The sequence below is a fragment of the Nocardia sp. NPDC052316 genome (genome assembly GCF_044547795.1).
Classification (GTDB): domain Bacteria; phylum Actinomycetota; class Actinomycetes; order Mycobacteriales; family Mycobacteriaceae; genus Nocardia.
This window is the reverse complement of sequence record NZ_JBIUBB010000010.1, coordinates 159,481-174,730: the sequence shown is the minus strand read 5'-3', so window position 1 is coordinate 174,730 and position 15,250 is coordinate 159,481. Positions and strand designations below refer to the sequence as shown.

Annotated in this window: 14 protein-coding genes; 11 read left to right on the top strand and 3 right to left on the bottom strand. The window is 68.9% G+C overall.

The annotated features are described in order from the left end of the window. The first annotated feature begins 71 nt into the window (after window positions 1-71). From ACIHA7_RS37975 to ACIHA7_RS37930, 10 genes are all read left to right on the top strand, one after another. A complete protein-coding gene (locus ACIHA7_RS37975; protein ID WP_397296625.1) occupies window positions 72-896 on the top strand; it encodes an alpha/beta fold hydrolase in 825 nt (274 codons plus the stop codon). 44 nt (window positions 897-940) lie between these two features. Next, a complete protein-coding gene (locus ACIHA7_RS37970) occupies window positions 941-1,741 on the top strand; it encodes an alpha/beta fold hydrolase (RefSeq protein WP_397296623.1) in 801 nt (266 codons plus the stop codon). A gap of 220 nt (window positions 1,742-1,961) precedes the next feature. Next, window positions 1,962-2,336: a DUF4186 domain-containing protein gene (locus ACIHA7_RS37965; protein ID WP_397296622.1), complete on the top strand. Its 375-nt coding sequence runs from the start codon at window positions 1,962-1,964 to the stop codon at window positions 2,334-2,336. Window positions 2,337-2,429: 93 nt separating this feature from the next. Then, on the top strand, window positions 2,430-3,377 hold the full coding sequence (locus tag ACIHA7_RS37960; RefSeq protein WP_397296620.1) for a winged helix-turn-helix transcriptional regulator: 948 nt from the start codon (window positions 2,430-2,432) through the stop codon (window positions 3,375-3,377). A 79-nt stretch (window positions 3,378-3,456) separates the two neighbouring features. Further along, window positions 3,457-4,917, top strand: a complete 1,461-nt coding sequence (locus ACIHA7_RS37955; RefSeq protein WP_397296619.1) for a carotenoid oxygenase family protein — start codon at window positions 3,457-3,459, stop codon at window positions 4,915-4,917. A 23-nt stretch (window positions 4,918-4,940) separates the two neighbouring features. After that, the gene (locus ACIHA7_RS37950; protein ID WP_397296617.1) at window positions 4,941-5,903 is read left to right on the top strand and encodes an LLM class F420-dependent oxidoreductase; all 963 of its coding nucleotides are present in this window, start codon (window positions 4,941-4,943) and stop codon (window positions 5,901-5,903) included. Next, window positions 5,896-7,080: a thiolase family protein gene (locus ACIHA7_RS37945; protein ID WP_397296615.1), complete on the top strand. Its 1,185-nt coding sequence runs from the start codon at window positions 5,896-5,898 to the stop codon at window positions 7,078-7,080. Before ACIHA7_RS37950 ends, ACIHA7_RS37945 begins: the two co-directional genes overlap by 8 nt. A 12-nt stretch (window positions 7,081-7,092) precedes the next feature. Further along, entirely contained in the window at window positions 7,093-8,853 is a 1,761-nt protein-coding gene (locus ACIHA7_RS37940; RefSeq protein WP_397296614.1) for a class I adenylate-forming enzyme family protein, read from the top strand. A 49-nt stretch (window positions 8,854-8,902) separates the two neighbouring features. Then, entirely contained in the window at window positions 8,903-10,141 is a 1,239-nt protein-coding gene (locus tag ACIHA7_RS37935; protein WP_397296612.1) for an acetyl-CoA acetyltransferase, read from the top strand. 285 nt (window positions 10,142-10,426) lie between these two features. After that, the gene (locus tag ACIHA7_RS37930; RefSeq protein ID WP_397296611.1) at window positions 10,427-12,112 is read left to right on the top strand and encodes a hypothetical protein; all 1,686 of its coding nucleotides are present in this window, start codon (window positions 10,427-10,429) and stop codon (window positions 12,110-12,112) included. A 24-nt stretch (window positions 12,113-12,136) separates the two neighbouring features. Here the strand turns inward: ACIHA7_RS37930 and ACIHA7_RS37925 are convergent, their stop codons facing one another. Further along, window positions 12,137-13,051 carry a MerR family transcriptional regulator gene (locus tag ACIHA7_RS37925; RefSeq protein ID WP_397296609.1) on the bottom strand — a complete coding sequence of 305 codons (915 nt, stop codon included), beginning with the start codon at window positions 13,049-13,051 and terminating at the stop codon, window positions 12,137-12,139. 68 nt (window positions 13,052-13,119) lie between these two features. Here ACIHA7_RS37925 and ACIHA7_RS37920 point away from each other — a divergent pair, with 68 nt between their 5' ends. Continuing rightward, window positions 13,120-13,764 carry a maleylpyruvate isomerase family mycothiol-dependent enzyme gene (locus ACIHA7_RS37920; protein ID WP_397296607.1) on the top strand — a complete coding sequence of 215 codons (645 nt, stop codon included), beginning with the start codon at window positions 13,120-13,122 and terminating at the stop codon, window positions 13,762-13,764. Between the two features lie 76 nt (window positions 13,765-13,840). Here ACIHA7_RS37920 and ACIHA7_RS37915 read toward each other — a convergent pair whose 3' ends face one another. Both ACIHA7_RS37915 and ACIHA7_RS37910 read right to left on the bottom strand, forming a co-directional pair. Next, a complete protein-coding gene (locus ACIHA7_RS37915; protein ID WP_397296693.1) occupies window positions 13,841-14,134 on the bottom strand; it encodes a MerR family transcriptional regulator in 294 nt (97 codons plus the stop codon). Between the two features lie 542 nt (window positions 14,135-14,676). Beyond that, window positions 14,677-15,150 (bottom strand): GAF domain-containing protein, encoded by a 474-nt coding sequence (locus ACIHA7_RS37910; RefSeq protein ID WP_397296606.1) that lies wholly within the window; start codon window positions 15,148-15,150, stop codon window positions 14,677-14,679. Window positions 15,151-15,250 lie beyond the last annotated feature (100 nt).

The window sequence follows — 15,250 nt, the reverse complement described above, 5'->3', positions numbered from 1 at the left end:
TCATGACTCAGTCATCTGTGCAGTCGTTCGACTGATGCGTAGGGTGCGGGTCCGCTCGTAATTTCGTCGGCATGACAAACACCTTCACCACCACCGACGGGGCGCAGATCTTCTTCAAGGACTGGGGCACCGGCCGGCCGGTCGTCTTCAGCCACGGCTGGCCGCTGAGCGCCGACGCCTGGGACGAGCAGGCCCGCCTGGTCGCCGAGCACGGGTACCGCGCCATCGCGCACGACCGCCGTGGTCACGGCCGATCGAGCCAGACCTGGGACGGCAACACCATGGACCGCTACGCCGACGATCTCGGCGAGCTGATCGAGCACCTCGACCTGCGCGACGCGGTTCTGGTCGGCCACTCCACCGGCGGCGGCGAAGTCGTGCGCTACCTGGCGCGCCACGGTAGCGGCCGGGTTGCCAAGGCGGTGCTGCTCGGCGCAGTGCCCCCGGTGATGGTCAAGTCCGAGACCAACCCCGGCGGCACTCCCATGGCGGTCTTCGACGGCATCCGCGCCGGGGTGGCCGCCGACCGCTCGCAGTTCTACTGGGATCTGAGCGAGACCTTCTACGGGTTCGATCGGCCGGACGCGATCGCTTCCGAGGGTGCGCGGCGCGCGTTCTGGCGGCTCGGCATGCAGGTCGGGGCGCGTGCGGCCTACGAATGCGTCGCTCAGTTCTCCGAGACCGATTTCACCGAGGACCTGAAGGGGATCGACGTGCCGGTGCTGGTCGCCCACGGCGACGACGACCAGATCGTCCCACTCCACGCCTCGGCGATGCAGTCGGCCGCACTGCTCGAGAATGCGACGCTGCGGGTGTATCCCGGTGCGCCGCACGGCCTTTACGGCGAATTCCGCACCGCGTTCGAAGCCGACCTACTCGCCTTCCTCGCGCACTGATCTTCCCGTTCGACGCCACCACAACTCTTTCGAGGAACCTCGTCATGCGTATCACCACCATCGTCAAACTCACCGCCGTCGCGCTCGGTTTCACCGCCACCGTCGCAGGCGCAGGCTGCGCCACCGCCCAGCCAGGGCCCGCCGCCGTCAAGCCGACCATCGTCCTCGTCCACGGAGCCTTCGCCGAGTCCAGCAGCTGGAACGGGGTGATCGGCAAGCTCGACCAGCAGGGGCTGACCAGCATCGCTGTGGGCAATCCACTGCGCAGCGTGGCCGGCGACGCCGACGCCGTGCGCAGCGTGGTGGCCTCGATCGACGGACCGGTGGTGCTGGTCGGGCACTCCTACGGCGGGCAGGTCATCTCGCAGGTGCACGATCCGAAGGTCAAGGGACTGGTCTATGTCGCGGCCTTCGCACCCGAAGAAGGCGAGACCATCGGCGAGCTCTCCGGCAAGTTCCCCGGCAGCACGCTCGGCGACACACTCGACAAGTTAGCGCTGCCCGACGGCAGCACCGACCTCTACATCCAGCCCGCCAAGTTCCATCAGCAGTTCGCCGCCGACGTCCCCGCGTCCGAAGCCACCCTCGCCGCCATCACCCAGCGCCCGCTGAACGACCGCGCGCTCAACGGCAAATCCGGCGCCCCGAACTGGAAGACGGTGCCGTCGTGGTTCGTCTTCCCCGACACCGACTACAACATCCCCGTCGCCGCACACCGTTTCATGGCAGAACGGGCCGGCTCGCGCGCCACGGTGGAGATCAAAGGTGCCTCGCATGCGCTGACCGTTTCCCAGCCCGATGCCGTGGCGAAAGTCATCGTCGAGGCTGCCCTCGCGGTCGGCTGATTTTCCGCCGAACCTGCTGTGCCGCATGGAACGACCCATGCGGCACAGCAGGTTGGTGCACGTTGCTGTGCGTGGCTGGCTATCGGTACGTGTTGGTGTCGGTCCCTGCTGATAGCGTCCGATTCGTGATGATCAGAGCGATGCCGGTCGGTTCCGGGGGGCGCTCGAACGGTGCCTGCCGCTCGCGCCCGCATCGCCACAGCGCAACCGACCCGAACCCATGAGGGACGAACTCGACGACCGGCTGGACCGGATCGGCCAGCACCATTTCCGCGCGAAGTTCCGGCTGCGCGGACGGGACCGCGCGGTCGTCGACCTGCGCGGGATGACGACCGTCCGCAAGCACGCCGAGGACCTGATCGCCCGCAGGCTGGCCCCGGCCGAACCGCCCAACGACGGTCGGCAGACGCCCTACCGCGGACACCCCGTCTTCGTCGCCCAGCACGCCACCGCGACGTGCTGCCGCACCTGTCTCGCGCGCTGGCACGACATCCCGGCCGGGCACGCGCTCGACGACGCCGAGCGAGCCTATGTCGTGGAGGCGATCTGTCGGTGGATCGTGCAGCAATACGCCCCCGGCCAACCACCACCGTGACGGCCGCGGCCGCACATTCGCTGTGCGCAAGGCTGTCTACTACAGTTAACGAAGTACGAATTGTCGACCCGGAATGCGGAGGTGCACGCGCGGATGGCTGATGAGCCGATCGACGCCGGGCAGCCCGTCCCGCACCCTGTCGCAGCGACGTTCGACCTGCTCGGCGACCGCCTGACGCTGACCATCCTGCGCCACGCCTTCGTCAACCACACCCGCCGTTTCAATCAGTGGATCGAGCGCACGGGCGCCCCACCCGCCGTGCTCACCGCGCGGCTCGCGGCGCTCGTCGACGCCGGCGTTTTCGTCCGCACACCGCAGGCCGCGACCCCGGACCGATTCGACTATCTGCTGACCGAACTGGGCAGGGCCACCTGGGAAATCCTCGTCTCGATCTGGGGCTGGCAGCGCGAGTGGACCGCCGAGGGCGCACTGCACCCCGACTTGGTGCACGACGCGTGCGGTCATCGAGGACCGCCGGTGCTGATGTGCCGAACCTGCGGCCACACGGTGACCCCGCGCGACACCGACGTCGAGCTCGGCGACGACGCGTTGGGGCGCTTCACCTCCAGCGGCAGGCGCCGCGCCCGCGCCCCCGTTTCCGCGCGAGCCGATATGCAGTTCGACGAGGTCATGGCCGCGATCGGCGACCGATGGAGCGCCACCGTGACCGGTCTCGCCCTGGCGGGCATGCGCAGATTCGGCGATTTCCGGGCGGCGATGAACATGTCACCGACCACATTGACCGAGCGGCTCACTCGCCTGTGCGAAGCCGAGATCCTGTACCGATCCGGCGAAGGCGCGGGGCGCGAATATCGGCTGACCCCGCGCGGGCGCGCACTGTTCCCGATCTTCGCTTTCCTGCTCGCGTGGTCGGCCTCGGCGCATCCCGAAGCGCCCGAACCGGGCTTGCGTATCCGGCATCGCGCGTGTGGCTCCGACTTGGCGCCTGCCCTGCGCTGCCGCGGTTGCGAGGCCGGGCTCGCACGCACCGACGTCCGGTTCGAACCGGTCTCGCGGGCCGTGCTCGACCGCCTCGCCTGACCCGCTCACCGGCACCCCTTGACACCCTCCGCTGAGACGCGTATCACTTCATTAACTGTAGTGGAGGGTAGGACATCTCGTGACGCTCAAGGAAGAACTCATCGCGCCGGCCGCGCAAGCACTGACCAACCCGTATCTGGAAGGCATGTACGCGCCGACCGCCGACGAGATCACCGCGACCGACCTTGCCGTCCTGCACGGCGAACTGCCCGCCGACCTCGACGGCGTCTACGTGCGCAACGGCCCCAACCCGCAGTTCGCGCCCATCGGTCGCTACCACTGGTTCGACGGCGACGGCATGTTGCACGCGGTGCACTTCGAGAACGGCAAGGCCACCTACCGCAACCGCTACATCCGCACCGCCGAGTTCGAGGCCGAGCGTGCGGCCGGAACGGCGTTGTGGCGCGGGGTGATCGAGCCGTGGGACGACAACCCGCCGGGCGACCGCAGGGAACGCAACTCCGCCAACACCGACGTCGTCTTCCACCACGGCAACCTGCTCTCGCTGTGGTACCGCGCGGGCAAACCCTATGCGCTGGACCCGATCAGCCTGCAGACCCGCGGCGTCGACACTTTCGGCGGCACCCTGCCCGGCGAGGTCTCCGCGCACGCCAAGGTCGACGAGCGCACCGAGGAGTTCATCTTCTTCGACTACGGCATCCACGCGCCGTACCTGCGCTACGGCGTCGCCGACCCGTCCGGCACGGTCACCCACTACACCGGGCTCGAGCTGCCGGGCCCGCGGCTGCCGCACGACATGGCGATCACCGAGAACTACTCGATCCTGATGGATCTGCCGCTCTACAACGACCCGAGGGCCGCGGCGGCCGGCCGGTTCAAGTTGTTCTTCGACCGCACGCTGCCCAGCCGTTTCGCGGTGCTGCCCCGGCGCGGCGACGGCGCCGAGGTGCGCTGGTTCGAGGCCGCGCCCGGCTACATCTATCACACGGTGAACGCGTGGGAGGACGGCGACGAGATCGTCATGGTGGTCTGCCGGGTCTCGAAGCCGAGCCCCGTCTCCGACCGCGCGAACCCGCTCGCACAGCTGCTCGCCTACCTGCGACCAGAGGCGAAACTGCACAAGTACCGCTTCAACTTACGTACCGGCGCCACCATCGAGGAGGTCATGGACGACGTCAACACCGAGTTCCCGGCCATCGATCAGGGCAGTACGGGTCGGTGTGGCCGCTGGTCGTATCAGATGCGGCTGTCGGTGGACAGCACCATGCTCTTCGACGCGGTGATCAAGTACGACCTGCGCACCGGCGCCAAGCAGACCCAGCCGTTCGGCGACGGCATCTTCGGCAGCGAACTCGCCGTGGTTCCCCGTCCGGACGCCCGTGACGAGGACGACGCCTGGCTGACCATGTTCGCCTTCAACAGCCACACCCAGCTGTCGGAGGTATGGATCTACGACGCCGCGGACCTCGCCGCGGGTCCGCTGTGCCGCCTCGGCCTGCCGACTCGCGTGCCCCTCGGTTTCCACGCCACCTGGGTCAGTGGTGACCGGATGCGCGCCGCCGCGCACACGGCCGAGTGAGCGCCGATCGGCACCGGTTGAGCGTGAGCCTGCCGTACTGGCAGGACCGCGATCCGCTCGACGCCCTCGCCGTCGCCGCGGCGGCCGAGCAGCTCGGCTATCACCGGCTGTGGATCGGGGAGATGGCGACCTTCGACGCGGTCGCGCTGGCCACCGCCATCGGCATGGCACCCGGCCGAATCCCGCTGTGCCTCGGTCCGTTCGCGGTCGATGTCCGCAGTCCCGCAACCATCGCGATGGGTGTGGCGAGCGTGGCGGCGCTCACCGGCCGGGCCGTCGACGTCGCGATCGGCAGTTCGAGCACCGTGGTGGTGACTGGCTGGCACGGCCGGGAAAGAAACCGCACCGCAGTACATCTGGAGGAAACCGCGCACATCCTGCGTCGGTTGCTCGCGGGTGCGAAGGTCGATTTCGACGGGGCGGTGGAGCACATCAAGGGCTACCGGCTCCGGCTCGCGCCACCGCACTCGTCGATCGCCGTGGCCGCCTTCGGTCCTCGTGCCCTGGCGGCAGCCGCACGGACCGCCGATCGGGTGGTGCTGAATCTGGTTACGCCGGAACAGGTGTCGCGGTGTGCCGAGCTCGTGCGGACGGCCGCCGCGGACGCGGGCCTGCCGAGCCCCGCGATCTCGGTGTGGGTCACCGCCGCCGCGGACCCGACCGCCGACCTGCGCGCCACCGTCCGTCGCGGTGTGGTGGGCTATCTGCGCGCCCCCGGCTACGACGCCATGTTCGAGGAGGCGGGCTTCGGCGAGGTGGTGCGGCTGGCGCACAGCGGTGCGCATCCGCGCGATGTCCTGGCCGCCGTGCCCGACGAATTGCCCGCTGCCGTAGGCATGTTCGGCGACGCTACCGCGCTGGCCGACCGTCTCGACGCGTATCGCCGCGCGGGTGCCGACGAGATCGTCGTCGTGCCTGCCACTTCGGCCGAGGATCCCGCCGGTCGTCACACGCTCGAAACCCTCGCGAGGATCGACCATGACTGATGCCTACGTTTACGACGCCGTCCGGCTGCCCAAGGGGCGAGTTCGTAAAACAGGCGGCACGCTCGCCGAGATTCCGCCGTACGAACTGTTCGGACAACTACTCGATGCCCTCGAAAGCCGCTCGCTCAGTCCGGATTCCGTCGACGACATCCTGGTCGGCATCAGCACGACGGTAGGGGAGCAGAGCGGCAACCTGGCCCGCGCCGCGGCGCTGTGGGCCGGCTGGCCGGACCGAGTGCCGGGTGGTGTCGTCTCGCGGCTGTGCTGCTCCGGACTCGACGCCATCGAGAGCGCCGCGGCCCGGGTCGCCGCCGGCTGTGCGGACGTCATCGTCGCGGGCGGGGTGGAGTCGATGTCGCGGATACCGATGCTGTCGGATCACCCGGCCATCGCCACCGACTCCAACCTCGGTGAACGCACCGGCTTCGTGACCATCGGCGTGTCCGCCGATCTCACCGCCGCCACCTACGGCATCACCCGCGCCGAGCTCGATGCCTACGCGGTGCGCTCGCATCAGAAGGCAACCGCCGCACCGGGTTCTGATGCCATAGTGCCGGTACGCAAAGGCGGTACCGTGCTGCTCGAGGCAGACGAAGGGGCTCGCTCGGACGCAGGCAGCACCGCCTTCGCCGCACTGCCGGCTCTGTTCGGTGACGACCCCGCCTGGGCGCGGGTAGCCCGTCGCCTGCCCGGTGCACCGCGCCCGGCGGACGGTCTGCATACGATCGCCACCGCACCACAGCTCGCCGACGGAGCGTCCGCGGTGGTCGTTGGCAGCGTCCGCGCGGCACGGACGCTCGGGCGTCGACCGATCGCGAGGATCATCGGCACCGCGCAGACCGCCGTGCGCTCACCATTGCTGACCGCCCCGGCCGCCGCGGCACGGGTAGCGCTCGCCCGCGCGGGCCTCACCGCTGCCGACCTGGACGTGGTGGAGGCCAACGAATCCTTCGCCGTCACACCGATTCTGCTCACCAGAGAGCTCGACCTCGACGAGGAACTGGTCAACCCGGCCGGTGGCGCACTCGCCGTCGGCCACCCGCTCGGCGCCACCGGCGGCAACCTGATCGTCCAAGCGCTCGACGCACTAACGCGCACGGGCGGCGAACACGCGCTGATCACCATCCCCGCGGCCCTCGGTCTGGGCGCTGCGGTGGTGCTGCGGCGTCTCGAATAAAGGAACACCCCAATGGCTGAATCGCCGATCCCCGCAAACTCCACTGCCGCAGCTGTTTCCAGCGACGCCGCGCGGAATGTCCGTACCTGCCATCCCGAAGACAGGGTGCGCGAGTACCTCGATCGAGGTTGGTGGCAGCCCGACACGCTGCCGGAGCTCTTGCAGCATCGGATCGACGCGGCCCCGGACGCACCCGCCGTCACCGACCCCGCCAACCTCACCGCGTTGACCGGTGCCGAACCGAGGACGCTGTCCTGGCGCGAACTCGACGAGCGCATCACCGATCTCGCAGCGGTGCTGTACCGCCACGGCATTCGGCAAGGCGACACCGTCGCTGTTCTGCTGCCGAACTCGGTCGCGTTGACGGCCACCTATTTCGCACTGTGGCGCCTCGGCGCGGTCGCGACCCCCATGCCCGCTTCCTACCGCCGTCACGAGCTGTCCGGCATTGTCTCCGCGGCGGGCGCGACGGCGATCATCACCGCGGGTCAGCTGTCGGAACGCGAACTCGCTTGCGAGGCAATGGAAGTACTAGAAGACGAGGGCACCGTCTTCGCCTTCGGACCCGGCGTGCCGGATGGCGCGGTCCCACTGGACGCACCAGTGGGCACCACCGATCGGGAACGGCTGCGGCGCTATGTTCGCGGACTGCGGATTTCGGTGAACGATCGCGTGACCATCTGCTGGACCAGCGGAACCGAGGCCGCACCCAAGGGGATTCCCCGCTGCCACGGTGACTGGCTCGCCATGGCCTGGGGCGTGCAGGACGGCCTGCATCCCACGCCGGAGTCGGTGCTGCTCAACCCCTTCCCCATGGTCAACATGGCGGGCTTCGCGGCATCCTTCCTGCCGTGGCTGCTCACCGGCGGGCACCTGGTGCAACACCATCCGCTGGACCTGCAGGTCTTCCTCGGCCAGATCGCGCGGCGCCGGGTGACGCACACCAGCATGCCGCCCGCGCTGTTGACGATGCTGCTGCACAACGAAACTCTGCGCGCCTCGGCCGACCTGTCGTCGCTGCGGCGGGTCGGGTCCGGCGGCGCTCCGCTGCCGCCGAGCGTGGTGCGCGGCTGGCAGGACGAGCTGGGCATCGAGGTGCTCAACTTCTTCGGCTCCAACGAAGGCGTGTGCCTGCTCGGCGCACCGGTCGACTTCCCCGATCCGGAGATGCGCGCGCAGTACCTGCCGCGCTACGGCGCACCGGGCGCGCATTGGGCTTCCCGGCTCGCCGACCGGACGGCGGTGAAGCTCGTCGACGTCAGTACCGGCGCGACGGTCACCGAAGTCGGTGGGGCCGGCGAACTCCGGCTCGCGGGCCCCGCCGTGTTCGGCGGCTACCTGCCGGGCACCGCCTCGACCGAACCGTTCGACGAGGACGGGTTCCTCTGCAGCGGAGACGTATTCGAGCTGTGCGGCCCGGACGGCCGGTACCTGCGTTTCGTGGACCGGATCAAGGAGATCATCATCCGCGGTGGCATGAACATCGCCCCGGCCGAGATCGAGGGCCTCCTCGCCGATGCGCCCGGCGTCGCCGACGTGGCCGTGGTCGGCTACCCGGACGCGATACTCGGCGAAAAGTGTTGTGCGTTCGTGGTTCCCGCGCCCGACGCGACCGTGACGTTGGACGTCCTCACCGAGCATCTACGCGCCCGCGAGGTGGCGTCGTTCAAGTTGCCAGAACGCTTGGAGACCGTGGAGAGCTTGCCCCGCAACCCGGTCGGCAAGCTGCTGCGACGCGAACTGCGAGCGAGGTTGACCGGCGACCAGCCCTGATCGGAAATCGGCGAGCAACGCCGTTCGACCACGACATACAGGAGTCCCCATGTCCACCAGCACCATTCACGTACTCGGCGGCAGCCAGACCGATTTCGCCGTCAACTGGCACCGCGACGGCAAGGGCTTCGACGCTCTCGTGGGCACCGTCGTTGGCCAGGCCCTCGCGACCACGGACATCGCACCGTCCGAGATCGGCGTGATCCACGTCGGTAACGCGTTCGGGCAGTTGTTCACCGGCCAGGGTCAGCTCGGCGGTATGCCCGCCACGGTCATCCCGGAACTGTGGGGTGTTCCGTCGGGCAGGCACGAAGCGGCCTGTGCCTCCGGCAGTATGGCGCTGCAGGCCGCGATGGCCGACCTCGAATCCGGCCGCTACGACTGCGCGCTGGTGATCGGCGCCGAGCTGGAGAAGACCGTGCCGGGCGACGTGGCGGCGGGCTATCTCGGTGCCGCCGCCTGGGTCGGGCACGAGGCGCGGGACACGAAGTTCGTGTGGCCCACCATGTTCGCCGAGCTCGCCGACGAATACGATCGCCGCTACGGCCTCGACGACACCTACCTGCGCGCCATCAGCGAGCTCAATATCGCCAACGCGCGCACAAACCCGCTGGCGCAGACCAGGAATTGGACCTTCACCCCGGACAGCTTCGGCACCGACGACACCGCGAACCCGCCGGTGGCCGGTCGACTGCGTCGCCAGGACTGCAGTCAGATGACCGACGGCGCGGCCGCGGTGGTCCTGGCCGCCGACCGATTCCTGGCGCGGCGCAGTGACATACGGCCCGACGGTCGCGCGGTGATCAGCGGCTGGGGTCATCGCACCGCGGGCCTGCCGCTGGCACAGAAGATCAGGGCCGCCGCCGACGACCCTTACGTCTTTCCCCATGTGCGCCGGACGATGCTCGACGCACTCGGCCGTGCCGGTCTGCCCGACATCGACGCGGTGGACGGGGTGGAGGTGCACGACTGCTTCTCCATGTCCGAGTACATGGCGATAGACCACCTGGGCATCACCGGCCCGGGGGAGAGCTGGAAAGCCGTGGCAGGCGGCGATATAACGCGCGACGGCCGGATACCGGTCAATCCTGGGGGCGGATTGATCGGCGGTGGCCATCCCGTGGGTGCGACCGGTGTGCGAATGGTGCTCGATGCCTTTAAGCAGGTCACCGGGCAAGCAGGAGCCTACCAAGTGCCCGGCGCCCGTCGGTTCGCCACCCTCAACATCGGTGGGAGCGCCACGACCGCAGCGAGTTTCATCGTGGAGAGCCGGACGAACCGGTCATAGTGAAGTCGGGCCGTTCCTGATCTCGTCGTATTCGCCGACGGTGCAAAGACACTCGGCGCACCGTGACCGCCGCCGCATGGCCGCCACCTGGTCGTCCGTCGGCAACACAGCGGTTGCGAATCGTCGTGCCTGTTCTATGATCATCCGGGAAACACAGCGGCGGCACGCCGCATTCACCCGGCAAATCGACGGTTTTCGCTGGCAACGGTGCGTCGCGGGCGAATGCGATGTAGCCTTCCCACGCGTGATCACTTGTCTGCCATCGAATCTCCTCCTGGAGCCGAAATGACCATCCAGCATCCCATTGAGGACGAGGTCACACAGCTGGCGAGGCGGGTCGAGAAGGCCCGCGGTCGGCTGGCATACCAATTCGATCCCGCGTTGACCGAAGCGCTCTCCGAGGAAGAGCTGCTGGCCGAACGCGAGCTCGCCGAGAAGATTCGCGGGCAAGACCGTGGTCAGCGCTGGAAAGAGGCTCAAGCCGCCGCATCGGCGGCCGACCGCGCCAGGCAGACCACCGAAGCGATCGAGAAGGCCGACATGCGAGATCTACTGGTCGCCCGCAAGGCAATTGCGGCGCAGCGCCGTGAGTCGAGCCCGCATGCCAAACTCGCCTCGCTATACCGGCATCGGTCCTGGTCGTTGCGTGCGCTGGCCGGTGTCGTCGGCGCGGGCATGCTGTGGTCGGCGGTCAACGTCCAGCACAACATCGCGCCCGGCGGGCCGAGCGACCCGCTGTACTGGTTCAGCTACCTGTTGGAAGGGATGATCAGCGTCTGCCTGATCATCATCATGATCGGCACGAACAAGGTGGCCGAGTGGGGTGTTGTCGACAACCGTAAGCAGGTCGTCGCCGCCGAGGTCGCGCTGCTGTCGCTGACCGTCACCCTGAACACCTACCCGTATCTGCGTGCGGAGCACTGGTACGACGCCGCCGTACACGCCGTCGCACCGGTGATGATCGGTGTCGCGCTGCTCATCCATGACGCCGCGAGCGCCCGCTACGGGCTCGCCATCCACCGCGCCACCGAGCAGGTCCGGGATCTGCCCGACCCGGCCGAGCAGATCCGCCGCACCCTGCCCGCGATCGCCAGCTACCGGCTGCGCCGCTCGGCGGCGGAGGTGATGGCGTCCAACTCGATCGCCGAGCTGACCGTCGAGGCCGAGCCGGATCCGCTCGCGGAACTGGACGCCGGACCGACCGGCGACGCCATCGTGGACCCGGAGATCGAGACCGTGGTGGTCGCCGACGAGGACAATGTCGCAACGCCCGAGCCCGCCGCCCCCGCCCGCTCGGCGTTCCGTTCCGCCACCCCGCCGCCCTCGGCCAAGGTGGTGGCCGCCGCGACCCTCGGCAGCGACCTCGCCGACATCAAGGACACGGCCCCCGCGGCGAAGTCCGAAAACGGCTCCGCCCCGACCATTTCCGACCGCAAGCCCACGGTGCCGACCCCGGCACCCGAGGAGCCTGCCGCGAAGAGCAAGCCCGCCACCCCTGTGAACGGCGAGAAGCGCGACACCGACAGCAAGCCCGCCACCCCGGTGAACGGCTCCGGCACGGCGACCAAGCCTGCCGCCGCGGCCCCGAGCCAGAAGTCGGCCACCCCGACCAAGGCCGCCGCTCAGCAGGCCGCGCCGTCGAAGACCATCGCCGCCCCGGCGAAGCCGAGCAAGCCCGCCGCCGCGACCCCCGACAAGCTCACCGTGAAGTCGGCGGAACGCCCGGCCACGGCAGCGCCGAGCGCCGCCGTCAAGCGGCCCGCCGCCCCGGCCGACGAAAAGCCCACCACCCCAGCCGATGCCAAGCCCGGCAAAGAGGCGCCCGCCATCCCCACCCCGGAGATCCACGACACCGGCCAATTCCGCATCGCCGAGATCCTCGAACAGGAACTCGCCGAACTCCAGGCCGCCCGGCGCCGCGCCCGCACCAGCCGCAAGACGTCCACCCCCGCGGCGGGCCGCGACCGCTAGTCGGCCGAGGAAGCCGTTGCGGCGCTAGCTCGTGTGCCGCAACGCATCCGATAGCCAGTAGTGAATGCCGCCTGCTGTCGCCTCGGTCCCGGTGATCTCGGCCGTGAGGCGCCAGTAGCGATGCAGCCGGGGATCGGTGTCTGCCGTGCCGGCGCGGAGTGCGCGCCGGAACTCGGGGGTGTCTCGCTCGCGGCGGGCCGCCGCGTGGGCGTGCACGTACAGGTCGAGCTCCGCGCCAGGACGGGGCTTTTCGCCGGCGGCGACCAGCGGGGCCACGATCTCGCAGACCTCGGCGACGGCCGTCACCAATTGCCTGCGGTCCCCGATTTTCTCGCGCTCCGATCGCCAGATCTGTTGCGTCATCGCCGTTTCGACGCGTGGGTCGGTGGCGAGCGCGGTGAGCTCGGCGTAGGCGAGCAGCCGATGCGGCGCGGGATCGCTCGGCAGCGCGGGCAGCTGCATGTCGATGAACGAATCGAACTGCTCGCGGGGTAACGGACCGAGAATGGGCCGCCAGAGTGCGACGGCGCTGTCGATGATCGAGCTCCGGTCCTGCACCGCGGCAAGCAGTTCCAGGCGACGTGCGCGTTCGCCGGGCGGCGCGCATTCGACGGCGAACAGGGCCGCCCTGCGCCACCGGAGCGCGTCGAGTTCGGCATCGAGGGCGGCGCGTTCGGCGGCCGCGACCGCACCGATCGACTCGGCGCCGTCGAGCACGCTGACGATCGCGGGCAGCGGCACACCCAGCGCGCGTAGCCGGCGCACCAGCAGCAGCCGGTCCACCGCGGCGGGGGAGTCGAATACCCGATGCCCGCCGCCGGTCCGGTGATACTCCAGAACCCCGCTGTCGCAATAGAAACGGATCGTCCGCACGGGCACTTCGGTGCGGCGCGCCAACTCGCCGATGCTCATCGCGGCGAGGTAAGTGTCCTCGGTCACATCGACTTGAACCTCCACTCGGGTGGAGTTCCTACCGTAATGGAACTTCGAGTGAGAGGGATCGACCGATGGAATCCATGACGACCGAGCAGATCTGGCACGCGGTCGCCGCCGAACGCGCGCGCGTGGCCGACTTGCTCGCCGACCGCGCCGAATCCGACTGGGACCACGCGTCCCTCTGCGCGGGGTGGCGGATCCGCGATGTCGTCGCGCATCTGGTGCTGTCGACGCGCGCCGATCTCGGCTGGATAGTGGTCAACCTGATCCGCGCCCGTGGCAACGTGCACCGGGGCTTGCGGGACAGCGCCATTCGCTACGCCGATCGCGTCGGCACCCGCCAGTTGCTCGCGGAGCTCCGCGCCACCGCATCGTCCAGGTTCGTCCCGATCGGCACGGTCCCCGCGGACCGTCTGCTGGATGTGCTGGTGCATGCCCGAGACATCGCCATCCCGCTCGGCATCGTCCACGAGACGCCGTCGGTGCCGGCCCGAGCGGCGCTGGACCGGGTATGGGAGACGGCCGACCGGTTCGGCATCGACGAGCGACTGTCGGGGTATCGCCTCGTCGCGACCGACACCGAGTGGTCGACCGGCACGGGCGAACTCGTCGAAGGCACTGCAGGCGCGCTGCTCCTGATCGCGACCGGCCGTTCCGCCGCAGCCGCACTGCTGAGCGGTCCCGGGGTCGCGACGTTGACCGCGAACGGGGGATGAACCGGTGGTCGGGTCGACCACCTCCCGATCCGCGCGTCAGTGAGCATCGGACGCTCGAACCTGGTGCGCGCGACGGTCAATGCGCGATGTCGTGACCGGAGCCGACCGCGTGCTGCTGGTGATTCCGGCGCAGTTCGGAGTTGATGCGCTGGGCTTCGGCGAGTTGGTCTTCGAGAATGATGATGCGGCAGGCCGCGTCGAGCGCGGTGCCCTGGTCGACCAATTCGCGGACTCGGGCGGCGATGCGCAGTTGGTAGCGGGAGTAGCGGCGGTGGCCGCCGTCGGAGCGTTGCGGGGTCAGGAGTTCCGCGGCGTCGAGGGCGCGGAGGAAGGCCTGGGTGACGCCGAGGGCGTCCGCGGCGCTGCCCATGCTGTAGGCGGGGTAGTCGTCGTCGTCCAGTTTGGCGCCGGGGTTGTCGGTTGCCGGGTCGGCGTGGGTCTGTTCCATGAATACCTATCTGCGAAACAAGAATTGGGCCCCGGCGCGTGGAGCGCCGGGGCCCAGAGGGGTTTATTCACCATGCCGGTCGTCGTGACCGGCGTCGTTTTTCCACATCCCGTGCTGCAGGGTGGGGTGTGGGGATCGCATCGTTAGGACTGTCGACCACCTCCAATCCATGGAATCGCGGTGTCCGCCTGCGCTGCGATACGCGCAATGCCGTCCGAACGCTGAGAGCGCGTCGGAACGGGGCACCGCTCCCTACCTTTCGTGGTGTAGGTCCCTCCCCTCCGGTGGCGTTGTCGTCAGCCACCCGGAGGGGAGGGTATTCAGTCACTTCATCTCTCCGGGAAGTTCATCCTCTACCCGGCCAATGCGACTTTCTTCTCTGCTGACGGGATGAACCATATAACAGCGGTGCGCGAATGTCTACAGTGACGACTGTAGATTTTCTCCGTGTGTCCCGCCGCAGCTCAGCGGGCCGCCGGGCGCGCGGCAAGGGCCTGTTCGGCCGCCGAGCGCAGGTCTTCGAGCCGGGCTCGTTGCTCGGCTGTGTAGTCGCGGACCTGGTCGTCGAGCACGCATACGGTGCCGTACACGCTGCCGTCCGGATTGTGTACGGCCAACCCGAGGTAGTTGACCAAGCCGAACTCCACTTCGTCCTCGTTCCCCGCGAAGTCCGGGTCGGCGCGCGAATCACGCACGAACAGTTCGGTGTCGTTGTCGACAACCCGCTCGCAGTACAGCTCGTGCGCCTCCGGGAAGGCCGAGCCCTTCCGGCCTTCGGCGCCCACCGTGTAGTGCACCTCCGCCGCACCGGCCGTCGCCTCCACCGCCATATGCGTCGGCGTCGACCGCATCACCAACACCGACCGCACTCCTAACTCGGTTGCGGTCTGTGCGAGCAACGACTCGATCGGCCGGAATTGCGCACTGCTGTCGGGCATGAGGACCTCTCCTGGCACGAGACACACGGGACAAGTCGCCCCACTGTCCTTGGTCGACAGGCTGGTGACCAGGGTTGCGCTCACGGTGCCGAAAAGGGTG